This is a genomic window from Curtobacterium sp. MCJR17_020 (genome assembly GCF_003234365.2).
Lineage (GTDB): Bacteria > Actinomycetota > Actinomycetes > Actinomycetales > Microbacteriaceae > Curtobacterium.
Map to the genome: position 1 here is coordinate 2,778,571 of NZ_CP126260.1, position 22,550 is coordinate 2,801,120.

The 22,550-nt window shown below is 71.5% G+C and carries 21 protein-coding genes and 1 riboswitch; of the genes, 11 read left to right on the top strand and 10 right to left on the bottom strand.

The window, feature by feature from the left end:
• The first annotated feature begins 71 nt into the window (after positions 1-71).
• From upp to DEJ14_RS13095, 5 genes are all read left to right on the top strand, one after another.
• The gene (gene upp, locus DEJ14_RS13075) at positions 72-707 is read left to right on the top strand and encodes a uracil phosphoribosyltransferase (RefSeq protein WP_111084293.1); all 636 of its coding nucleotides are present in this window, start codon (positions 72-74) and stop codon (positions 705-707) included.
• A gap of 497 nt (positions 708-1,204) precedes the next feature.
• Entirely contained in the window at positions 1,205-1,975 is a 771-nt protein-coding gene (locus DEJ14_RS13080; RefSeq protein ID WP_111084294.1) for a winged helix-turn-helix domain-containing protein, read from the top strand.
• Positions 1,976-2,253: 278 nt separating this feature from the next.
• A complete protein-coding gene (locus tag DEJ14_RS13085) occupies positions 2,254-2,766 on the top strand; it encodes a MarR family winged helix-turn-helix transcriptional regulator (protein ID WP_111084295.1) in 513 nt (170 codons plus the stop codon).
• Positions 2,763-4,112, top strand: a complete 1,350-nt coding sequence (locus DEJ14_RS13090) for a cryptochrome/photolyase family protein (protein ID WP_111084296.1) — start codon at positions 2,763-2,765, stop codon at positions 4,110-4,112. Before DEJ14_RS13085 ends, DEJ14_RS13090 begins: the two co-directional genes overlap by 4 nt.
• A complete protein-coding gene (locus DEJ14_RS13095; RefSeq protein ID WP_111084297.1) occupies positions 4,109-5,566 on the top strand; it encodes a serine hydrolase domain-containing protein in 1,458 nt (485 codons plus the stop codon). The genes DEJ14_RS13090 and DEJ14_RS13095 overlap by 4 nt, the downstream gene beginning before the upstream one ends.
• A 49-nt stretch (positions 5,567-5,615) precedes the next feature.
• Here the strand turns inward: DEJ14_RS13095 and DEJ14_RS13100 are convergent, their stop codons facing one another.
• Complete coding sequence (locus DEJ14_RS13100; RefSeq protein ID WP_181437422.1) at positions 5,616-6,587, bottom strand: carbohydrate kinase family protein; 972 nt, start codon at positions 6,585-6,587, stop codon at positions 5,616-5,618.
• A gap of 154 nt (positions 6,588-6,741) precedes the next feature.
• Between DEJ14_RS13100 and DEJ14_RS13105 the strand changes: the two genes are divergently transcribed.
• Positions 6,742-7,317 carry a hypothetical protein gene (locus tag DEJ14_RS13105; RefSeq protein WP_111084299.1) on the top strand — a complete coding sequence of 192 codons (576 nt, stop codon included), beginning with the start codon at positions 6,742-6,744 and terminating at the stop codon, positions 7,315-7,317.
• Positions 7,318-7,401: 84 nt separating this feature from the next.
• Here the strand turns inward: DEJ14_RS13105 and DEJ14_RS13110 are convergent, their stop codons facing one another.
• From DEJ14_RS13110 to DEJ14_RS13130, 5 genes are all read right to left on the bottom strand, one after another.
• Positions 7,402-8,016, bottom strand: coding sequence for a superoxide dismutase (locus DEJ14_RS13110; protein WP_111084300.1), 615 nt, complete (start codon positions 8,014-8,016; stop codon positions 7,402-7,404).
• Positions 8,017-8,060: 44 nt separating this feature from the next.
• A complete protein-coding gene (locus tag DEJ14_RS13115; protein ID WP_111084301.1) occupies positions 8,061-8,570 on the bottom strand; it encodes a flavin reductase family protein in 510 nt (169 codons plus the stop codon).
• A 144-nt stretch (positions 8,571-8,714) separates the two neighbouring features.
• Complete coding sequence (locus DEJ14_RS13120; protein WP_111084302.1) at positions 8,715-10,238, bottom strand: MFS transporter; 1,524 nt, start codon at positions 10,236-10,238, stop codon at positions 8,715-8,717.
• Between the two features lie 226 nt (positions 10,239-10,464).
• Entirely contained in the window at positions 10,465-11,496 is a 1,032-nt protein-coding gene (locus tag DEJ14_RS13125; RefSeq protein WP_111084303.1) for a LacI family DNA-binding transcriptional regulator, read from the bottom strand.
• Positions 11,475-13,511, bottom strand: coding sequence for an aldo/keto reductase (locus DEJ14_RS13130; protein WP_111084304.1), 2,037 nt, complete (start codon positions 13,509-13,511; stop codon positions 11,475-11,477). Before DEJ14_RS13130 ends, DEJ14_RS13125 begins: the two co-directional genes overlap by 22 nt.
• Positions 13,512-13,713: 202 nt before the next feature.
• Here DEJ14_RS13130 and DEJ14_RS13135 point away from each other — a divergent pair, with 202 nt between their 5' ends.
• The 5 genes from DEJ14_RS13135 to DEJ14_RS13155 all read left to right on the top strand — a co-directional run bounded on the left by DEJ14_RS13135 (position 13,714) and on the right by DEJ14_RS13155 (position 17,847).
• Complete coding sequence (locus tag DEJ14_RS13135) at positions 13,714-15,024, top strand: ABC transporter substrate-binding protein (protein WP_258373186.1); 1,311 nt, start codon at positions 13,714-13,716, stop codon at positions 15,022-15,024.
• On the top strand, positions 15,021-16,055 hold the full coding sequence (locus DEJ14_RS13140) for a carbohydrate ABC transporter permease (RefSeq protein WP_111084305.1): 1,035 nt from the start codon (positions 15,021-15,023) through the stop codon (positions 16,053-16,055). Before DEJ14_RS13135 ends, DEJ14_RS13140 begins: the two co-directional genes overlap by 4 nt.
• Positions 16,052-16,966 carry a carbohydrate ABC transporter permease gene (locus DEJ14_RS13145; RefSeq protein ID WP_111084306.1) on the top strand — a complete coding sequence of 305 codons (915 nt, stop codon included), beginning with the start codon at positions 16,052-16,054 and terminating at the stop codon, positions 16,964-16,966. The genes DEJ14_RS13140 and DEJ14_RS13145 overlap by 4 nt, the downstream gene beginning before the upstream one ends.
• A 95-nt stretch (positions 16,967-17,061) precedes the next feature.
• The gene (locus tag DEJ14_RS13150; protein ID WP_111084307.1) at positions 17,062-17,610 is read left to right on the top strand and encodes a TetR/AcrR family transcriptional regulator; all 549 of its coding nucleotides are present in this window, start codon (positions 17,062-17,064) and stop codon (positions 17,608-17,610) included.
• A gap of 66 nt (positions 17,611-17,676) precedes the next feature.
• The gene (locus DEJ14_RS13155; RefSeq protein WP_159574085.1) at positions 17,677-17,847 is read left to right on the top strand and encodes a hypothetical protein; all 171 of its coding nucleotides are present in this window, start codon (positions 17,677-17,679) and stop codon (positions 17,845-17,847) included.
• Between the two features lie 99 nt (positions 17,848-17,946).
• Here DEJ14_RS13155 and ribH read toward each other — a convergent pair whose 3' ends face one another.
• The 4 genes from ribH to DEJ14_RS13175 all read right to left on the bottom strand — a co-directional run bounded on the left by ribH (position 17,947) and on the right by DEJ14_RS13175 (position 22,482).
• Positions 17,947-18,426 (bottom strand): 6,7-dimethyl-8-ribityllumazine synthase, encoded by a 480-nt coding sequence (gene ribH, locus DEJ14_RS13160; RefSeq protein WP_111084308.1) that lies wholly within the window; start codon positions 18,424-18,426, stop codon positions 17,947-17,949.
• The gene (ribB, locus tag DEJ14_RS13165) at positions 18,423-19,103 is read right to left on the bottom strand and encodes a 3,4-dihydroxy-2-butanone-4-phosphate synthase (protein WP_111084309.1); all 681 of its coding nucleotides are present in this window, start codon (positions 19,101-19,103) and stop codon (positions 18,423-18,425) included. The genes ribH and ribB overlap by 4 nt, the downstream gene beginning before the upstream one ends.
• Positions 19,103-19,795 (bottom strand): riboflavin synthase, encoded by a 693-nt coding sequence (locus DEJ14_RS13170; RefSeq protein ID WP_111084310.1) that lies wholly within the window; start codon positions 19,793-19,795, stop codon positions 19,103-19,105. The genes ribB and DEJ14_RS13170 overlap by 1 nt, the downstream gene beginning before the upstream one ends.
• A 90-nt stretch (positions 19,796-19,885) precedes the next feature.
• A riboswitch (FMN riboswitch) is annotated at positions 19,886-20,020 on the bottom strand.
• Between the two features lie 68 nt (positions 20,021-20,088).
• A complete protein-coding gene (locus DEJ14_RS13175; protein WP_146249687.1) occupies positions 20,089-22,482 on the bottom strand; it encodes a bifunctional lysylphosphatidylglycerol flippase/synthetase MprF in 2,394 nt (797 codons plus the stop codon).
• Positions 22,483-22,550 lie beyond the last annotated feature (68 nt).

The following is a 22,550-nucleotide window of genomic DNA, read 5'->3' on the forward strand; positions in this document are numbered from 1 at the left end:
GGACGAACGGACGGGCGGCGGGCGCTTCCACGGGACCTCCAGGTGGTCGGCAGCACGGTAGGCTCGACCCTATGCGAGTCCACGTCGCCGACCACCCGCTCATCACCCACAAGCTCTCGGTGCTCCGCGACCGGACCACACCCTCCCCCACGTTCCGCGCCCTGACCGAAGAGCTCGTCACGCTCCTCGCGTACGAGGCCACGCGGAACGTCCGGGTCACCGCGACGCCCATCGACACCCCCGTGGCGCACACCATGGGCGTCTCGATCGCCAAGCCGCGTCCGCTCGTCGTCCCGATCCTCCGTGCCGGCCTCGGCATGCTCGAGGGCATGGTCAAGCTCGTGCCGACGGCCGAGGTCGGGTTCCTCGGCATGGCCCGCAACGAGGAGACGCTCGAGCCGCAGACCTACGCCGAGCGCCTGCCCGACGACCTGTCCGGCCGCCAGTGCTTCGTGCTCGACCCGATGCTGGCCACCGGCGGCACCCTCGCCGCCGCCATCGACTTCCTGTTCGCCCGCGGCGCGGAAGAGATCACCTGCGTGTGCATCCTCGGTGCGCCGGAGGGACTCGCGATGGTCGAAGAGGCCGTCGGCGACCGCAACGTCTCGATCGTCCTCGGTGCCCTCGACGAGAAGCTCGACGAGAACGGCTACATCGTGCCCGGCCTCGGCGACGCCGGCGACCGCCTCTACGGTCTGGCCGAGTAGGCAGTCGACGTCACCGACGATCGACGGGAGGCCCGTGGCGACACCGCCACGGGCCTCCCGTCGTCCGTCAGCCCGGTCCACCGCCACCGGTGCGCGGAACGCACCGTCTGCACGGACGGTTGACACCGCCTTGGTATACCGCCGATACTCGTCCCATGACTGCAACCGTGTCCACCCGCGTCCTCTCCGAGGTCCAGGGGACTGCCGGCATGATGATGCCGGCCGCCGTCATGCGTTGTCGAATGTGTGCCTGATCGGCACCCGTTCCAGCCGGATCCCCCGCGACACCACCCCGGTCGCGAGCGTGTGATCCCCGGGTGACGGACACCGTCGGCGACGCGCACCACGTCACGAGGTCTGTCTCCCGTTCCCCCGGGTCCGCCCCGGTCCGCAGCAGGACCGCAGGGCACATCGGCATCCCGCCGTACCCGGGTCGACGCATTCGACACCGCCGCCAGCGCCACACGCGCACCGGCCACATCGCCCGGAGAACCACCATGTCGCTCACCATCGCCCAGCCCCGCACCGCGCTCCGCACCGCCGCTCCGGCGCCGACCGACCTCGGGACGGTCACCCCGATCCGTCCGCGTCCCGCGACACCGGCCACGACCGGGCAGACGAGCGTGCCGACCAGCCCGGTCGTCGCATCGCAGCGCAACCGCTCCCTGCCCGAGGGCACCGAGGCCCGTGGCTTCGCGCTCTACGTCGGGATCGACGAGGCGAAGGCGGCAGCGGCCGGCACGACGCTCGCGGCCGTCGTCGAGCAGCTGAAGGCACTGACCGCGCAGCTGGTGCCGAACTCGGAGACCTACGCGGCCGTCGCCGTCGCCGCGGAGCAGTCCGGCGGCCGTGACGTCGACGTCGTCCGACTGGCCCTGCAGGACCGGTCCGCGGTCGCCGCCCGCAAGCAGGCCGAGAAGCCCGAGCCGGAGGAGACCGGGGTCGTCATCGACATCTCCCGCAAGCGCGTGACGCTCGACGGCGACGCAGCTCCCCTGACCTACAAGGAGTTCGAACTCCTGCAGTTCCTGGTGCTGCGCGAGGGCCAGACGGTGGACCGCTCGGCCATCATCGACGGCCTGTGGTCGGACGGCGAGGACGAGACCCCGAACGAGCGCACCATCGACGTGCACGTGCGTCGTCTCCGCTCCAAGCTCGGCGCGTTCGAGGAGATCGTCCGCACCGTCCGCGGCGTCGGGTACCGGTTCGACCGCCACGCCGACGTGGCCGTGCGCTACGCCTCGACACCGTCGCCCGACCTCTTCTGATCCTGATCGGTCGCTCTTGGTGAACTCGCAGCGAACGACGCACGGGGAGGCTAGCGTGCCGTTACCGCTTCGTTATACAGTCGGTCGTGCAGACGGTGTTTGCTGTGGCACCGCCTGCGGAATGTGATTGCAGGAAACTCTTGGTGCAAGGGAGAGGGCCGGTCGCTCGGAAGAGCGGCCGGCCCTCGTGCATGTCCGAGCGCATGCATGTCGAACCCTCGCCTGTCGGGGGCCGTCGGTAGTGTGGACGGACCGTCCGACCAGAGGGGAGCGCGATCGTGAGCGAGTCACGCCGCAGCGAGAAGGCGACCGCCGTCGCTGCCTGGGAATCACTGTTCCGCGCCCAGGTCACCGTGATGCGGAGCCTCAACGCGGACTTCCCCGGTGGCGAGATCTCCTTCAACGAGTACGACGTCTGCTTCAACCTGTCGACGCAGCCCGGTCGACGCTGCCGCATGCGTGACCTCACCGGCCACCTGCTCCTCACCCAGCCGAGTGTGAGCCGTCTGGTCGATCGTCTGCTCGCCCGCGGGATCGTCGAGAAGCAACCGGATCCGTCCGATGCCCGCGGCGTCATCGTGGCGCTCACCCCGCACGGGTTCGACGTCTACCGCCAGGTGGCCGTGCAGCACGCGGCGAGCATCGCGCAGCAGGTCGGCGCCGGACTGTCCGACGCCGAACTCCGCACCCTCACCGAGCTCTGCACGAAGCTGCGCCTCGCGGTCGGCACCGCCCCGAGCCGACGGGCCGTCACGCGGTCGGTCTCCGAGTCGGACCCGGCACCGGTGTGACCGGCGCACTGGTCTGGCTCCGCGACGACCTGCGACTGGCCGACAACCCCGCACTGCGTGCTGCGATCGACCACGGCGGCGACGTCACGGTGGTCTACGTCCTCGACGACGAATCCCCCGGCATCCGTCCCGCCGGCGCCGCCAGCCGCTGGTGGCTCCACCACTCACTCACCGCGCTGGACGGCGAACTGCGTGATCGTGACTCGCGCCTGGTGCTGCGTCGGGGTGCGGCCGCCGCGGTGATCGACGCCCTCGTCGCCGACACCGGTGCCGAGGCCGTGTTCTGGAACCGTCGGTACGGTCCGGCCGAGCGCGAGGTCGACGCCGGCATCAAGAGCGCCCTGCACGACCGCGGCATCGAGGCGCACAGCTTCGCGGCGAGCCTGCTCTGGGAACCGTGGACCGTCCGCACCGGACAAGGCGAGCCGTACAAGGTGTTCACCCCGTTCTGGCGCGCTGCCCAGGCGATGCCGGAACCACGGCACCCGCTCCCGAAGCCCCGCGACCTGCCCGCCCCGGCCCGGGTCGCGAGCGACGACCTGAGCCAGTGGGACCTGCTGCCGACCCGTCCCGACTGGGCCGGCGGACTCCGCGACGCCTGGGAGCCCGGCGAGCACGGCGCACACCAGCGGCTCGAGCACTTCGTCACCCACGCGCTCGAGGACTACGACCAGCGCGACGAACCCGCCATGGCCGCCACGAGCGACCTGTCCCCGCACCTGCGCTGGGGCGAGGTCAGCCCGTACCAGGTGTGGCACCGGTTGCACGGAGCACTCGAGCCCGAGCAGCGCCAGAACGCCTCCGCCTTCCTGCGACAGCTGGCGTGGCGCGAGTTCAACTGGAACGAGTACTTCCACTGCGAGGACATCACGACGGTGAACGTGCGTCGCGAGTTCGACGCCTTCCCGTGGCGGGACGCCCCGGCTGCCGAGGTCGACCGGTGGCGCACCGGCACGACCGGGTTCGACCTCGTCGACGCCGGCATGCGCGAGCTGTGGCACTCCGGCGCCATGCACAACCGCGTCCGGCTGGCGACCGCGAGCTTCCTCGTCAAGAACCTGCTCGTCGACTGGCGCGTGGGCGAGCAGTGGTTCTGGGACACCCTCGTCGACGCCGACTCCGCCAACAACGCCGCGAACTGGCAGTGGGTCGCCGGGTCGGGCTTCGACGCGGCGCCGTACTTCCGGGTGTTCAACCCCGACCGACAGCTCGAGCGCTTCGACCCGCACCGGGAGTACGTGCACCGGTGGGTGCCGTCGGAGGAACTCCGGCCCGAGCCGATGGTCGACCTCAAGGCGACCCGGCAGCGCGCGCTCGACGCGTACGCCGAGATGCGTCGGTCATGAGCCCGTGGGACTCCGCCCTCGCGCAGGTCGACGGGCTCTTCCGTGACCGTGTCGACCGGGGCGTCGCACCGAGCAGTGCGTGGGGCGTCTTCGACCGGACCGGGCTCGTCGCCTCCGGGGGCCACGGCGACCGCGGCGACGGGCAGCGGCCGGACGCCGACACCGTCTACCGGATCGCGTCGTGCACGAAGAGCGTCACCGCGGCGACCCTGCTGACGCTGGTGTCCGACGGTCGACTGGACCTCGACGCGCCGATCACCACGTTCGTCCCGGCGTTCGGCGCCGTGCCCCTGCCCACGCCCGACTCCCCCGTGCCGACCGTGCGGATGCTGCTGACCATGTCGGCCGGCTTCCCCACCGACGACCCCTGGGCGGACCGGCAGGAGTCGATCAGCGACGCCGAGCTCGACGACGTCCTGCGCGGTGGGCTGCTGTTCGACTCGGTGCCCGGCACCCGGTTCGCCTACTCGAACCTGGGCTACGCCCTGCTCGGGCGGGTCGTCGCCGTCGTCACCGGCCGTCCGTTCACCGAGGTGGCACGCGACGCCGTGCTCCGACCGCTCGGTCTCGACCGCACGGTGTTCAGTGCGGCCGGGGCGCAGGGACCGGTCGTCACCGGGTTCCGCCCGTACGACGGCGACTGGGAGCCCCTGCCGATGACCGGCCCGGGGGCGTTCTCGTCGATCGGCGGACTGTTCTCCACCGTCCGCGACCTCGCACGGTGGGCGACGCACCTCGGGTCGGCGTCCTCCGACGCCCCGGAACCCGGCCCGGTCTCCCCCGCGGACCGCCGCCTCATGCAGCAGGCGATGCGGGTCGTGCCGTCGTCCGTCGTCCCCGGCTCGTCACGCGCCACGGCGTACGGCTTCGGGCTGTTCGTCGAACAGGACGACCGGTTCGGCGAACTCGTCTCGCACTCCGGCGGCTACCCGGGGTTCTCCGCACACATGCGCTGGTCCGCCCAGACCGGGCTCGGGGTCGTCGCGTTCGAGAACGCCACGCAGGCGAAGGTCTCCGCCGCTGCCCAGCAGGCACACGACCTGCTCCTGGACACAGCGGGCCCGGCGACGTCCGACGGGCACACCGGCACGAGGACCGCGCCGCAGCGCCGCCCCGGCGCCGAGCCGACCATCCGCGCGACGCGAGCGGCGCAGGCTGCCGTGGCGGGCCTCCTGGCCGACTGGCAGGACGCCGTGGCGGACGCGGTCTGCACGCCGAACGTGGCGATGGACGTCCCGTACGACCGTCGCCGTCGGGCGATCGCCGCGGCGGTGGCCGAGGTGGGTGCTGACCTCACCGCCGCTCCCGTCGCCGAGCAGTCGTCGACGCCGTCGCACCTCCGGTGGTGGCTGCCGGGCACCTGCGGGCGCTTGCGCGTCGAGATCCGGCTCGCCCCTGCCGCGGCCGGACGCGTCCAGACCCTCACCGTCGTGGCGGAACCCACCGAGCACTGACGTGGTGGAGCGCGGCGGCCGGCCAGGTCCGCGCCACGCTCCTTCCTCGTCACACCGGTGGGCGACCACCCACGAACCCGAGTGCTCGGGCCGCGACGCGGGTGCCCTCACGTGCAGCCGCTCCGACGCGCACGGGATCGGTCGCCCAGGCCCGCACGAAGCCCGCGGCGAACGCGTCACCGGCGCCGACGGTGTCGACGACCGTGGCCGGCGTCGCGGGGACGCGGTGCACGCTCCGTCCGCGTCGCCCCACCAGCACGCCGTCGGCACCCACCGTGACCACCACGAGCGGTACGTGCTCGGTCAGTCGCCGCACCGCGTCGTCGAGGTCGGTCGTCCCTGTCAGTTCGAGAGCCTCCCGACGGCCGGGGAAGAGGACATCGACGCCGACGAGGGCCTCGAGGAACGCGGGGGCACCGACCGACCGGACGATCGCCGCCGAGGACGGGTCGAGCGACACCCGGGCCGACCCGGTCCGAGCGCGGGCGACCAGGGACGCGATACGGTCGGCGCCGCCTCCGAGCATCGCGTGCCCGGTCAGGTGCACGATGTCCGCGCGTCGGGCCACGGGCTCGGGGACGTCCGCGGCCGTGAGTTTCCCGCTCGCGGCAGGGTCGGACATCGCCGTGCGGCCGCTGTCGTTGCGCACCGACACCACGACCCCGGTCGAGGTCATCGCGTCGTACCGCAGGTGCGGGCGGACACCGGCGTCCTCCAGCGACCGCTCGTGCCGGTAGACGTCGTCGACGCCCACCCGCGCCACCAGGTCGACCTCGGCGCCGAGCCAGCCGAGCCAGGCGGCGGTGTTGCCGGCGGCACCGGTCGGTCGGTGGCGGATGACGGCGGCGGGATCGTGGACCCCGATGGTGTGCGCGGTCGTCTGCACGAGCACGCCGTCCAGGACGTCGCCGACGACCAGGAAGCGTTTTCCGGCCCCCCGGCGGCGCCCCGCGACCACCCGTCCGGCACGGGTCCCCTCGGGCTGCGACACGGGCACGGAGGCCTCTTGCGGCATGGACATCTGCCCCAGTGTACGGGGAACCGAGTATTGCTCCGTTTTCGGGCCAGCACAGGTGGTTGCAGCACGTGACTCTCCGACGGAGCGACCGGTAACATACTCCATGACACCGGGCGGTCGATCGCATGACCGCCGCCGCCGATCCGACGGAGAAGCCATGCCCCGGAAGCCCGACCCGACACTCAAGCCGGCGATCCTCGAGAAGGTCACCCTGCACCTGCTCGACACCAAGCTCGAGGACGTCTCGGTGCGCAGCCTCGGTCGCGTCCTGGGCACGAGCGCCTACCCGATCGTCTACCACTTCGGCTCACGCGACGCGCTCATCGACTCGGTCGTCGAGCACCTGGCCGACACGGTCTGCCACGCCGCACTCGATCCCGGCGCGGACCGCGCCGCGCTCGGTGACTACCTCGTGACCACCTTCGGCGGGCTCGGCGATCCGCACCGAGCCCTCGCCGCGCGGCTCACGTTCGAACTCGGTTCGGTCGAGGCGTTGGACGGCCGCACCCGACAACGCGGTCTGCACCGAGACCGCGTCGCCGCGGTCGCCGCGTGGTGCCTCGCGCACGGCTACGACGCCGCGGCAGCCGACCGCGCCGCGCACGACGCCGTCATGGCCGCGCGCGGTGCGCAGTGGAGCACGATCGTCGACCGGGAGCGCACCGACGCCGACGCCGTACTCCGCGCGATCGCCGACCGGCTCGCCGCGGGCGCGGCCGTTCCCGCGGCCTGATCCACGAACGGGAGGCACGGTGCCAGCTGGCACCGTGCCTCCCGTTCGTCCGTCGGCCGCGTCACGCGACCCGCGGTCGGTGGATCAGAGCGTCACGAACGACTGCGACTTCGCGTTGGCGAAGCGCGCCGCGACGTTCTCCCAGTCGACGATGTTCCAGACGGCCTTGACGTAGTCCGCCTTGACGTTGAGGTAGTCGAGGTAGAAGGCGTGCTCCCACATGTCGAGCAGGAAGATCGGCACGAGACCGAACGGCACGTTGGCCTGCTGGTCGAACAGCTGGAACGTGGTCAGCTTCTGGCCGACGGTGTCCCAGGCCAGGACGGCCCAGCCGGAGCCCTGGATGCCGTTCGCGACGGCGGCGAACTGCGCCTTGAAGGTGTCGAACGAGCCGAAGAACTCGTCGATCGCGGCGGCGAGCTCGCCCTCGGGGACCTTGGTGTCCGGGCCGAGGTTGGTCCAGAAGATCGAGTGGTTGACGTGGCCACCGAGGTGGAACGCCAGGTCCTTCTCGAGCTTGTTGATCGCACCGAAGTTGCCCGACTCGCGCGCTTCACCGAGCTGCTGCAGCGCGGTGTTCGCTCCGGTGACGTAGGCCTGGTGGTGCTTGTCGTGGTGCAGCTGCATGATCTTGCCGCTGATGTGCGGCTCGAGTGCGGCGTAGTCGTACGGCAGCTCCGGCAGGGTGTACTCAGCCATGTGAGGTCCTTTCGATCAGTGGGTTGCGGATGGGATTCCGCGGCTCACGAGAGCCGGGAACGATCGGTGAGGGAGTGGAATTCCCGGTTGTGGTAGACCAGCGGCTCGCCGTGCTCGAGGCCGACGACGATGTCGAGGACCTCGGCGACGACGACGGTCGAGCTGCCGATCGGGGTCGTGGAGAGCGGGCGGCACCGGAGCGCGCTGGCGGCGCTGGGCAGGTAGCGGTCGCCCGAGGGCAGCGTGCCCCAGATCGGGTCGTCGGCCGTGGGGCTTCCGGTCGAGGCGAAGCGTCGCGCGAGGGCGACGCTCAGCGAGTCGACCAGGTGGACGACGAAGACCGGCGCGCCGAGCACGACCCCGGCGGACCCGGAGTTCGTGGAGAGCGAGAACACGAGCACCGGCGGGTCGACCGCCACGCTCGCGACGCTCGAGGCGGTGAGTCCGGTCGGACCGTCTGGCCCCTCGGCGGTGATGACGGCGACGCCGGCCGGGTGCCCGCGGAACGCGGACTTGTACGCTTCGGCGATGTTCGCCGGGGCTTCGTCGGGCATGGTGTTCGTCGTCGTTCCTTCGCGCGGGGTGAGCCGTCACTGGGCGGCCATGTCCCAACGTATGACCTGAACCATGGTTGAGGTCAACGATTCACAGGTTCGACCGCTCCCGGGCGCGCCGGATGACGCCGCGTGACGCGTCGCTCAGCGGCGCTTGAGCATGACGACGGCACCTGCGGCAGCGATCACCATGAGCACCGCGGCGACGCCGGCCGTGATCGTCACGCCGGAGTCGAACGCCGCCCGCGCCGACTCCAGGAGCGCCTGGCCGGCGCCGCCGCCGAGGGACGCCGCGGCGGACACCGCCCCGCCGAGCGTCTCCTGGGCAGCGGTGTGCGCGGTCGAGCTCAGCCCGCCCGGCACCACGACGTGCGCCCGGTAGGTGCTCGCGAGGATCGTGCCGAGGACGGCCGTGCCGAGCACCGCGCCGATCTCGTACGCCGTCTCGGACATCGCCGACGCGGCACCGGCCTTGTCCGCCGGAGCGGTCGAGATGATGAGGTCGTTCGTGACGGTCTCGGACGCGCCGATCCCGATGCCGAGCAGCACGAACGCGAACGCCAGCGCCGCGATCGACGCGTGGTGCCCGAGGACCGCCACGAGGGCGTACGCCGCGGCGGAGAACAGCAGGGACACCGACACGACCCAGCGCGGCGCGACGCGGGCGACGACCGGCACCACCGCGAGGCCGGCGACGATCGTGAGCACCGATCCGGGGATGAGCACGACGCCCGAGGCGAACGGGTCGAGCCCCGCCACGAGCTGCAGGTGCTGCGCGATGAAGAACAGGAAGCCGGTGAGCGAGAACATCGCCATCAGGTTCATGAGCACGCTGCCGGTGAACGCCGTGCTGCGGAACAGGCGCAGGTCGAGCATCGGCGTGCGGGACCGCAGCTGCCGGCGGACGAACGCGATGCCGCACACGACGCCGACGGCGAGCATCGCGACGGCGAACCCGCGCTCCTCCGGGTGCACGAACGACTTGATCGCCCAGGCGATCGGGGCCAGCGCACCGAGGGACAGGAACATGCTCGGCACGTCGACCGGCCCGGGCATCGGATCGCGCGACTCCGGCACGCAGAACGGGACGCCGACGAGCATGAGCACGAGGATCGGCACCGCGACCAGGAAGACGCTGCCCCAGTGGAAGTGTGCGAGCAGTGTGCCGCCGACGAGCGGACCGAGGGCGTTGCCGGCCGCGAACATGGTCGACCAGACGGCCAGCGCCATGCGCCGCTCCCCCGCGTCGACGAAGACGTTGCGGATGATCGAGAGCGTCGCGGGCATGAGCATCGCCCCGAACACCCCCATCGCGATCCGGGCGGCGACGAGCATCCAGGCGTCGGTCGCGAAGGCCGCGGCGACGGAGAACAGCGCGAAGCCGGTGGCCCCGATCACCAGGATCCGACGGCGGCCGATGCGGTCACCGATGCTGCCCATCACGACGAGCAGCCCGGCCAGGACGAGCGGGTACGCGTCGACGATCCAGAGCTGCGTGGTCGCGTCCGGGTTGAGCGCACGACTGATCGACGGCAGCGCGAAGCTCAGCACGGTGTTGTCCACCGAGATGAGCAGGACCGGCAGCATCAGCACGGCGAGCGCGAGGAACCGTCGGGCGCGGCTGCCGGTGACGCGGGTGGCGATGGGACTGGTGAGCAGTGCGGACACGGCGGACTCCTGGGACTTCGAGCCGGACCTGGTCGACGGCGGGCGGTGCGTGGGGCAGACGAGACGGGACGCGGGATGGACACGCGCCCCGTCAGGACTCCGCCAGTGTACCGTCTGGACGGTTATGGTTGCAAATGCAACCAACCGGCTGACGGGAGGCCCGTGGCGGGCCCGCCACGCGCCTCCAGTCCGACGGCTGGTACCGCCCAGGGCGGGGAGGCCGTCGTCAGGCCGAGTCGCGGACCAGCAGGCTGTGGCGCACGGTGCGCTGCACCGCGGCGCCGTGCCGCGGCAGCTCACCGGCGAGCATGCCGAGCGCGAGCGTGAGGGCCTCGCGCGCGACGGCGTCGAGGTCGACCGCCAGGGTCGTCAGCATCGGCGACACCAGAGCGCCGAGCGGCAGGCCGTCGACGCCGACGACCCGGACCTGACCGGGGACGTCGACGCCCGCGCGGCGGCAGGCCTGCAGCACACCGAGCGCCATCACGTCGTTGAAGGCCAGGATCGCGTCGAGCCGGCGCTTCCGAGCCAGGATCCGCACCGTCTCGTCGGCACCGCACTCGGCGGTGCCGTGCGGCGCGTGCACGAGCTCCGGCAGGTAGCCGCGGCGGCGCAGCGCGTCCAGCATGAGCAGGCCGCGCGCGCTCGTGTGGTCCGGCGACGAGTTGTCGAGCACGACCGGGTGCCGCACCCCGGTCGCCACCAGGTGGTCGGCGAGGGCTTCGATCGCGTCGGTGGGGTCGATCCACACCGCTGCCGTGGGCGGGTCGGATGACGGGTCCAGCTCGACCATCGGCACGTTGCCGAGGAGCTCGCTCCACCGGTGCCGGCGCGAGCCGAGGTAGCCGATGACCACGTCGGTCTGCGCGCCGAGCGCCTGGACCATCCGGTCGGCGTCACTCGCCAGGTCGACGTCGGCGAGCATGACGTTCCACCCCTGCTCGGCAGCGAGCCGGAACACGGCGGACGCGAGCTGGGGCGTGTACGGGTTCCGCAGGTCGTTCACGACGAGCCCGAGCTGGTGGTCGCCGCCGGTGACCAGCCCGCGGCCGAACCGGGACGGCCGGTAGTCGAGCGACGCCGCGACGGCGAGCACTCGTTCCTTCGTGGTCGCGCTGATGCCGGACATGCCGTTCATCGCGCGGGTGACGGTCTGCCGGGACACCCCGGCGGCCGCGGCGACGTCGATGATCGTCGCGCGGCCGCCGGAGTGCGGGCCGTCCGGTGGCGACTGGGTCAGTCGCGGAGGTCCAGCCATGCCACCTGTTCCGGGGTGAGGTCGACGGAGAGGCCCGTCATGGACGATCGGGCTTCCGCGATCGTACGCGGTCCGAAGAGCGGGAACGTCGGGAACGGCTGGTTCAGCACGTAGGCCAGGGCGATCGCCGTGGCGGGGACGCCGAACCGGTCGCCGAGCTCCCGCGCGCGACGGAGCCGCTCGAAGTTCTCGTCGCTGTAGTAGCAGCGGACGAGCTCGGCGTCGCTGGTGTCCTCCGGCGTCGCACGGCCGGTGAAGAAGCCACGGGCCTGCGATGACCACGGCAGCAACGGGACCTGACGCTCCTCGAGCCACGCCTTCGACGCGGCGTCGGTCGCGTGCTCGCAGCCGTCCCACGGCACGTCGTACGCCTCGGCCAGGCCGAAGTGGTTGCTGAGGACCTCGAACTCGTGCTTGCCGTTCGCCCGCGCGTACGCGTTCGCCTCGTCGAAGCGCGCCGGCGTCCAGTTCGACCCGCCGTACACGCGGATGCGGCCGGCGCGGCGGTGCTCGTCGAGGACGTCGACGAACTCCCCCACCGGGATGTCCGGGTTGTCGCGGTGCATCATGTAGATGTCCGCGTAGTCGGTGCCCTGGCGCTCGAGGCTCTCGAGCAGCTGCTTCGTCAGGGACTCCGGGTCGCAGAACGGCGTGTGCGCACCCTTCGTGATGACGACCACGTCCTCGCGGATGCCGCGGTTCTGGATCCACTTGCCGAGCCGGCCCTCGAGCACGCCGCCGCCGTAGATGTAGCCGGTGTCGAACACGTTGCCGCCCTGCTCGACGAACAGGTCGAAGATCGCGCTGGCGTGCGCCAGGTCGGGCTGGTTGTCGACGCCCATCACCAGGCGCGACAGCCGCTTGCCGACACCCGGGATCTCGCCGTACTGCATGGGGTTTCCGTCCTGCACGCGGAGCGGCCGACCGCTCACGGTGGGGATGTCGGCGGACTCGGCCTCGAACGGGTAGCGCAGGCCGATCGCGGCGCGCCACTTGTCGAGGGTGCGGGCGGTCGCGAGCGACTCGTCGATCGTCATCTGTGCTGCCTCGACCGCACCGGCACGCAGGGCGTCGGTGGTGGCGTCGGCCTCACGGGCGTAGGGGTGCTCGCCGGCGAAGGACAGCGTGCGCGGGTCCTCGTCGACGGTGTGCACCTCGATCGTCGGGTCGGCGCCGAGGGTCCACGGGTCGGCGAGCAGGAGGCGACCGCGCGTGCCGTACACCGCGACCGCGTTGTCGTCCTGCACGAAGACGCCGGTGCGGACGGACGCCGTGATGCCGCCGCGGTAGGTCAACTGTGCGACGGTCCACTCGTCCACCCCGGTCGGCCCGAGGGTGCCGGTGGCGGTGAGCTCGGTCGGCTCGGCGACGGCGACACCGGTCGCGGCCTGCACGATCGCGGCGGCCATCGTCACCGGGTACCCGCCGACGTCGAGGATCCCGCCGCCGGCCGTGTCGACGTCGAACAGTCGGCCGGTCCGCTCACCGGTACGGAACGCGAACGAGGCGTCGATGTGGGTGACCTCGCCGATCACGCCGTCCCGCACGAGGTCGAGCAGTGCGGCGGTCTGCGGGTGGAAGCGGTACGTGAACGCCTCGACCAGTGGCAGGCCGGCCTGTCGTGCGGCATCGGCGAGCGCCATGGCGGTGCCGTGGTTCGGGGCGAGGGGCTTCTCGCACAGGACGGCCTTGCCGGCCTCGAGCGCGGCGAGGACGAGCCGCGCGTGACCGGTGTGCACGGTCGAGACGTACACGGCGTCGACGCGCGGGTCGGCGAGGACCTCGTCGTACGTCGCAGCGGAGACGTCGGCGAACCCGAGCTGCGCGGCTTCGTCGGCGAAGGTCTGCGCCCGCTCGGTGGACGAGCTGCCGGCGGCCACCAGGGCACCACCGCTCGCGGGCAGCTGGGAGAGGAAGCGGCGGGCGATGCCCCCGGGGCCGAGGACGGCCCAGCCGGGGCGGTCGGCGACCGTCGAAGTCGGGGTGCTGGCGGTGTTCGCGGTCTGCGCTGACATGCGGATCCTTGTCGTCTCGTGAACCTTCACGGTCACGACGACGCTAGTGCCACACGCCCGGCGGATCAATGCGGAAGTGCTTGACACGGCGTGTCTCACAGAGGATGCTCTGGACCACTTCGTGAGCGTTCACGGTCGAACGCTCCGGGGACCCGGTATCGCTGTGTCCAACCCGATCTCAACGACGAGAGCAGGTAGTTTCGTGACGTCATCTCCATCGATCAGTCTCAGCAGGCGGGGGTTCCTCGCCGGCGCAGGTGCCCTCGGAGCCCTCGCCACCACCGCCTTGTTGGCCGGGTGCTCCACGAGCACCGCCATCTCCAAGGACCCTGACGAACTCGTCCTCTGGTACTGGAACCGGTCGCTCGACCCGAAGTTCCTGCGGCAGGCCGCCGGGGGCATCGCCGGGCAGGGGTCCAAGCGGCTCCGCCCCGACCTGATCGGCGGTGCCTCGTACGACACCAAGTTCCGGACGGCACTCGCCGGGAACGCGTTCATCCCCGACGTGCTGATGGTGAACTCGAACTGCTGGCTCTACTTCCCCGACGAAGACCTGTTCACCGACTTCGACGACCACGGCGGCGCCGCGAAGCGGGACGAGTACTACGACTGGAAGAGCGCGCTCGGCCGGACGCCGAGCGGCCGGCAGTGCTTCTGGCCCGTCGACACGGGACCGACCGGCTTCTTCTACCGGCAGGACGTCCTGGCGAAGGCTGGGCTGCCGACCGACCCGGACGAGGTCTCCGACGCGATCGCGACGTGGGACGGGTTCCGCTCCTTCGGCGCGAAGATCCGGAAGGGTGCGGACGCCGCGACGGTCATCACCGCCAACCAGCTCTTCAACCAGTACATCTACGCCAGCCCCACGCGGTACTTCGACCGCGACGACCAGCCGGTCTTCGAGCAGGACGACAGCTCGGTGCGGCAGGCGTGGGAGAACGCCGTCGCCTGCGTCCGTTCCGGCCTGACCGGCAACCTGCAGTCCGGCACCGACCAGAACGCCGGGTGGGTGTCCGGCCGGGTCGCGGGACAGATCGAGGGCGCGTGGTGGACGCAGGTCATCCACGACACCGCTCCCGACGCCGCCGGCAAGTGGCGGGTCGCCCGGCAACCGGATCGGCCGGGCAACAGCGGCGGGTCGTTCCTCGCCGTCCCGAAGACCTCGAAGGACCCGGCCGCGGCCGCCGCGTTCGCGCAGTGGATCACCTCGCCCGAGGTGCAGTCGCACACGTACAACGACATCCAGCTGTTCCCCTCCACCCCGGCGTCGTTCGACAACGGGATCATGCGGAAGCCCGGCGACTACTTCGGCGACCAGGACCCGCTGGCGTTCTTCAACGCCTCGGCGATGGACGTCCCGGTGACGTACATCTCGAACTCCGAACGGTTCATCGGTGCGTTCGCGACCGAGATCACGAACGTCGAGGCCGGGGGCAAGGACCCGGACCGCGCCTGGCAGGACGCCGTCGACCAGACCAACCGGGTCCTCGACAAGCGGGGAGTCCGCGCATGAGCACCAAGCAGGCACCACCGACCACGAGCATCCCCGCGGTCGTCGGGACCCCGACGTCCTCCATCACCACCGCAGCGACCGGCAAGCGGTACGGGCTCCGCCGGTTCTGGCCGCAGTACGTCGCGATCGCGCCGTTCTACGTGCTCTTCCTGGTGTTCGGGCTGTTCCCGATCGTGTTCTCGATCGTGCTGTCGTTCACCGACTGGGACGGGGTCGGCTCCCCCGCGTTCGTCGGTCTGGCCCAGTACCAGTACCTGCTCGGCGACCCGCGGTTCTGGAACGCCGTCGGCAACACGTTCCTCATCTGGGTCATGTCGACGATCCCGATGCTGTTCCTCGCGCTCGTGCTCGCGTTCCTGCTGCACGGCAACATCCGGGCGAAGGGCTTCTACCGCGTCGCGTTCTTCGTGCCGAACGTCACGAGCATGGTCGCGATGGCGATCGTGTTCGGCTCGGTGTTCTCCGACGGCTTCGGTCTGGTGAACGCGGCCCTGCGCGCACTCGGGGCGGACCCGGTCGGGTGGCTGTCGTCGTACTGGGGCATCAAGGTCACCATCTCGGTGATGGTGATCTGGCGCTGGACGGGCTACAACGCCATCATCTACCTGGCCGGACTGCAGTCCATCTCGACCGAGTTGTACGACGCCGCCAAGGTGGACGGCGCGAACGCGTGGCAGATCTTCTCGCGCATCACCGTGCCGCTGCTGCGCCCGGTGATCCTGTTCACCCTCATCACGTCGACGATCGGCGGGCTCGGGCTCTTCACGGAGCCGCAGATCCTGTTCAACGGACAAGCGGTGGGCGGCCCCGACGAGGCCGGCATGACGATCGTGCTCTACCAGTACGAGCAGGCGTTCAACCAGTTCGACTTCGGGTACGGATCGGCGATCGCCTGGGTGCTGTTCCTGTTCTCCGTGGTGTTCGCGATCATCAACTGGCGTCTGCTCAGTGAACGCGACGGTCTGAAGACCCCACGACGACTCCGCGTGGCCCGCACGGTCCGCACCAGCACGAAGGGGGTCGACGCATGACCGCGACACCGACCACGACGACGACCAACACCGCCGCGGCACTCGGGCGACCGGGGGCCGCGGGGAACGACCGCGGCCGCGGGTTCCGCCGCGGCTGGCTCGGGACCGCCGTCACGCACCTCTGCCTGATCGTCGGGGTGCTGCTGTCGATCTTCCCGTTCTGGTGGCTGCTCGTGATGTCGACGTCGACGAACGCCGAGATCTTCGGCTACCCGCCGTCGCTCTGGTTCGGCGACAACGCCCTCGCGAACGTTGCGTCCGTGTTCAGCAACGTGGACATGCTGCGGGCACTCCTGAACACCGTGCTCGTGGCCGGCAGCACCGCCGTCCTGGTCATGCTGTTCGACTCGCTCGCCGCGTTCGCGTTCGCGAAGTACGAGTTCCCGTTCAAGCGCACGCTCTTCACCGTCATGCTCGCCACGTTCCTGGTGCCGGGCAGCCTGTCGCTGGTGCCGAGCTTCGTGCTCATGGCGAACCTCGGGTGGATCGGCGGCCTGCAGGCGCTCATCATCCCCGGGGCGGCGAACGCGTTCGGCATCTTCCTGCTCCGGCAGTTCGCCACCTCGTCGATCCCGAACGAGGTCATCGACTCGGCCCGGGTGGACGGAGCGGGGTTCTTCCGCACCTGGTGGTCGGTGGCGGTCCCGATGCTCCGCGGCGGGCTCGCGTTCCTCGGCATCTTCACCTTCATCACGGCCTGGAACGACTACGTCTGGCCGCTCATCGTCCTCATCGACCCGAAGGGACAGACCCTGCAGGTGGCCCTGGCCGGACTGAGCTCGGTGAACGCGACGGACCTCGGGGCGGTGATGGCCGGCGCCGTGATCAGTGTGTTCCCGCTCATCGGAGTCTTCATCATCGGCTCGCGCCACTTCATCGCCAACATCGCCGCCGGAGCACTGAAGGGCTGACGGGCCGAGCGCCACGACCGGCAGGGTGCAGGCGTCGCGGGACGGCCCGCGACGCCTGCACCTGCTCGCGCACAACTCCTCCTAGACTCGTGCCCATGGCCAGTGCCCGCGACCGCGTCCTCGACAGCTTCGTCGCCATCGTGTGCGAAGACGGCGAACGTCCCGCGACGCTCGACGCCGTCGCCGCCCGCGCCGGTGTCTCCAAGGGCGGGCTGCTGTACCACTTCGGCTCCAAGGCGGCCCTGGTCGAGGGGCTGTGCGAGCGGCTCTCCGACCTGTCCGCCATCGACGTCGAGCGCATGGCCGAGGCCGAGGACGGCGCCGCCCGCTACTTCGTCCGCAACTGCCTGTTCGTCGGCAGCGAGCTCGACCTCGCGCTCCTCGCTGCGAGCCGCCTGCAGCAGGCCGGCTACGAAGAAGCGGGCCGGACCCTCGACGACACCGAGAACGCGTGGCTCGTGACCCTCGTCGACGCGCTCCACGACGAACCCACCGCCCAGGCGGTCAAGCTCCTCGGTGACGGCCTGTACCACCAGGCCTCCCTCGGTGCCGCGAGCGACGGTCGACCGAAGCGCAGCACCGTCGACATGGATGCGCTCCTCGCCGTCGTCGACCGTTTGATCGCGACGAAGCCCGGCGCGTGAACGACCATCCCCGTTCCTGGGGATAGACTTGGCGACGTTCCACTCGTCGACACCCGGAGGTATCCCGTGGGCCGCGTCATCGCCGCTGTTTTCTCGATCCTGCTGCTGCTGGTGTCGATGTACCTGTTCGGGTTCGCGTTCCAGGTCGACTCGGGCCAGGCGTTCATCTTCATGGGCGGTCTGATCCTGATGACCCTCTCCTTCTTCCTGCCGATCCACGTGTTCGGCAAGCGGTAACCACTCCGCACGCAGAACGGCCCCGCACCTCTCGAGGTGCGGGGCTGTTCTGCGTGCGGCCACCGTGTCGGGAACGAGCGCCGCGGGCGCGGGCGCTCGTTACGCGAGGACGCGCAGCGAGCGCAGCGTCACCGCGGTGGCCACCGCGGCGTGCACGGCCTCGGCGCCCTTGTCCTCCTTCGAGCCGGGCAGCCCGGCCCGGTCGATGCCCTGCTGCTCGTCGTCCAGGGTGAGCACGCCGAACCCGACGGGCTTGCCGGTGTCGATCGCCACGCGGCTGAGCCCACTCGTGGCGGCGTCGGACACGTACTCGAAGTGCGGGGTGCCGCCCCGGATGATCACACCGAGCGCGACCGCGGCGTCGAACCCTGCCTCGAGGGCGGTCTTCGCGACGACGGGCAGCTCGAAGCTCCCCGGGACCGGGAACACCGACGCGGTGGCGCCGAGCCGTTCGACCTCGCGCTGCGCCCCGGCGAGGAGGCCCGCCGCGATCGTGTCGTGCCACTGTCCGGCGACGATGGCCACCCGGATCCCGGTGCCGTCGACGTGGTCGCGGTCCGCCGCGCCTGCTCCGCTCATCGTGCTGTTCCTTCCGTGGACAGGGCAGCTGCTGCCGCCGTCCGGTCTGCCGCGTCCAGCCACTCGACGAGCGCGGCGATGGTGATGACGGGCACGCCCTCGCGCGCCCCGAGTGCGACGAGCGCCGGCAGCCGCATCATGCTGCCGTCCTCGTCGACGATCTCGCAGATCGCCGCGGCGGGCCGGAGCCCGGCTGCGGTGACGAGCTCGATCGCGGCTTCGGTGTGTCCCGCACGCTCGCGGACCCCGCCCGGTCGTGCCCGCAGGGGGACGACGTGGCCGGGGCGGTGCAGGTCGTCGCGCACGGAGCTCGGGTCGGCGAGGACCCGCAGCGTGCGTGCACGGTCGTGGGCGCTGATGCCCGTGGTGACCCCGACGGCTGCGTCGACCGTGACGGTGTACGCGGTGCCGCGGACGTCCTCGTTGTGCTGGACCATCGGCGGCAGGTCGAGTGCGTCGGCGATCTCGACGCTCACGGGCGCGCAGATGAACCCCGACGAGTGCGCCACGGTCCAGGCGATCCACTCCGGCGTCGCGAGCTCGGCGGACAGGATGACGTCGCCCTCGTTCTCGCGGTCCTCGTCGTCGACGACGATCACCGGGCGGCCGGCCGCGACCGACGCGATCGCGAGTTCGATGCTCGACGAGCCGAGCGTCTGCGGGACCGAGGTGACCATCACCGGGCCTCCGTTCCGACGGTCTCGAGCGGTCCGACGGTCTCGAGCGAACCGGCCGCGGCGTCGAGCGAACCGACCGCGGCGTCGAGCCGCAGCATCCGGCGCACGTGCCGCGCGAGCACGTCGGTCTCGACGTTCACCCGGTCCCCCGGCACGCGCAGGCCGAGGGTCGTCGCCTCGAGCGTCTCCGGGATGAGGCTGACCTCGAACCAGGCGGCGTCCGGCGCGGTGTCCTCGGGCGAGACGGCGCTGACGGTGAGCGAGACGCCGTCGAGCGCGATCGACCCCTTGTCGACGACGAGCGGGCTGAGTGCCGGCGCGAGCGAGAAGCGCACCCGGCGCCAGCCGTCGCCGTCGGCCGTCTCGAGCAGGGTGGCGGTGCCGTCGATGTGGCCCTGAACGATGTGGCCGCCGAGCCGGTCGCCGACCGACGCCGCGCGCTCGAGGTTCAGGCGGTCGCCCACCCGCAACGCTCCGTGCGCGCTCATGTCGAGGGTCTGCTTCATGACGAAGGCGGTGAAGGAGTCGGGGGTCTGCTCGACCACGGTGAGGCAGACGCCGCTGGTGGCGATGGAGTCGCCGTGGCTGGCGTCCGCGACCACGATCGGCCCACGGACGGTGAGCGCGACGGAGTCGCCGTGCTGCTCGACGGCGGTGACGGTGCCGAGTTCCTCGATGATGCCGGTGAACACTGGTGTCCTCTCAACGGGACTCCGGGGGTGTTCGACGATCGTCGGCATCGACGGACGGGTCGTCCCACGCAGGATGGGTCGTCTCGTCCGCCAGCGCGCCTCCCATCCGGACTCTCACCGTCGGTCCCGGAGTTTCACCGAGTCAACCTCTGCCGGGTTCGCACCCGTCATCAGTTCGTGGACTGTCACCACCGGTTCGGAATTGCACCGACCCCGGAGCGCTTGCGTAGTCGGAACGATACCCCAGACCGGTGACCGACGCGTCGGGCCGGGACGCACCGTGTAACGCGCGGTCAGCCGCGTCCGCGGGCGAGCGCGACCGCCTGCCGCAGCGACAGGTCCGGCAGGTACGCCCGGACGACCGCGAGGCCGATCGACGGCAGCGCGACCGGGTCGGGGTAGGCGAGGACGAGCGGGTGCAGGTCGGGGCCGAACTTCTGCTTGAACCGGAGCAGCGACCGGAAGCCGTAGACCGGTTCGAGGACTCCCCCGACGAGCTCGAGCAGGCTCTGCACCCCGTCGCTCGGTGCCGCGTTCTCGCCCGCCTGCGCGAGCGGTGCCGCCGACAGGCTGAGTCGTTCGACGCCGTCGTCGCGCATCCGTTCGGCCGCGCTCGCGACGAGGAACTCCATCACGCCGTTCGGCGCGGCCTCGGTCCGGCGCATCACGTCGAGGGTCCAGCCGACGACCCGCCCCTCGCGGTGGCTCGGCAACCAGCTCGTCACGGCGAGCACCCGCCCGGTGGCGTCCTGCGCGACGAGCGTCCGGACGGCGGGGTCGCGCATCTCGTCCACCCCGCCGAGCGTGAAGCCCATCTCGGGGAGCTCGCGCTCGGAGACCCACTCCTCCGAGATCGCCTCGATCTGCCGTGCCGTCGACGGCGGCAGGTCCTGCCAGGACGACCAGGTGGCGGTGATGCCCTCGCGGCGGGCCCGGTTCACGGCGGTGCGGACGTCCTGCTTGCGCTTGCCCGTCGTCGTCCACGTGCGCGGGTCGAGGTCGGCGTCCTCGGCCACCGGCAACGTCGACCACCCCTGCGTCGTGAGCAGCTCGGCCGTCCCGGCGTCGATGCCGTAGAAGACCGTCGTCCACCCGTTGTCATCGCAGTACCGGGCGAAGTCCGTCATCGCGGCGGCGCGGGCGTCCGGGTAGCCGAACGGGCCACCCACGGTGACGGCCACGCCACCGTTGCGCCGGAACGCCACCCCGGCGCGCCCGTCGGCCGCGAACCAGTAGGCGTTGCCACGCCAGGTCGTCATCCACCCGAAGGTGTCGCCGCCGCCGGCGAGCACCAGCGCCCGGGCCCGTTCGCGGTCGGACCGGGAGCCGTCCGCGTCGGTGTCGGGTTCCACTGCGCCGGTGGGCCGGACCGCGGCGAGCGCGACGACGAACCAGAGCACGGGTCCGGCGAGTCCGATCACGATGCGGAGCGCCGTGCCGAGCGAGGGCAGTTGCTCCCAGAAGGTCAGGGGCGAGAGGGGGCCGAGGGCGGCGACGGCGAGCCGGAGCGGGTCCTCGACGTGCTCCGGGGCCGACGCCGCGAACACCGCGACGGTGCCGACCACGACGGCGACCGCAGCGACGACGGTCACCGCGAAGGCGACCACACGCCGCCGTGAGGGCAGCACCGTGAACGACCGGCGCCGGAGCACGAGGACGGCCGCGGTCGCGAGCGGCACCACGATCGACGCACCGACCGACAGCGCCGTGACGAACTCGTCGGCGGTGCCCTGCAGCCCGCCGGCCCGCGCCGGCAGCACCCCGTAGGTCACGGCGGCCGCGACCGCCGTCACCACGTCGACCGCCACCACGAGCCAGACGGCGAACCGGCTGCCCCGGAAGAGCCCGAGGCCGCCCACCACGAGGACGAGCAGCGGCGCGATCGCGAGCAGCAGCGTCCACGGGTCGGTCGCGCGGTACGCCAGCAGCGCGCGGAGGCACTGCCCAGCGGCCCCGTCGGTGCCGCAGCCGCTCACGGGGGTGACGGGACCGGTGCCGAGCACCGCGGCGATCGGCGCGAGCAGTCCGATCCGTGCGCGGGAGACGAGCGCCACCACGGGGCCGATCGCCGACACCAGCACGACCGTCCCGAGCAGCACCCGGGTCTCGCGGTGCGAGCTGCGCACCCATCCGCCGCGCTCCGGGGTGCGACGGAGCAGCTCACCGAGCACCCATCCCGTCCCGGCAGCGAGCACCGCGTACAGGTCGGAGGCGTGTCCGGCGTAGAGCAGGAGCGCGGCCACGACGGCGAGCGCGTTCACCCGGATGCGCCGTCGCCAGAGCGGTCCGGCGAACGCACTCGCGGTGACGATCGTCCCGACGATCGCGGTCCAGGGGTCGAAGGCCGTCGCGCGCCCGAGCAGCAGACCGGTGACATCGCGGCCGTCCGTGTCGACGAACGCGGTGAGCGCGCCGGCCGCGGTGCCGACGACCGTGGTGACGACGAACGCCAGGGCGGTCCGCCACGACCCCATCAGCCGCTCGGCGGCACCGACGAGGACGACGACGCCGGCGATCGTGGTGAGCAACGCGACCGCGCCGGTGGACGCCGCGAAGATCCGGAAGGGCCCGTACGAGGCCGGGTCGGCACCGTGCAGCACCCGGACGACGATGCCGAAGACCGCGGTCGCGACCACGAGGAACGTGATGGCGGCCGTCACCGGATGCCGGACGAGGGCGGAGCGCACCCCCTCATGGTGGTGCCGGCCGGCCGTTCGGACAACTCCGGGCACGGTGACGAGGGGCGCCGGCGGTG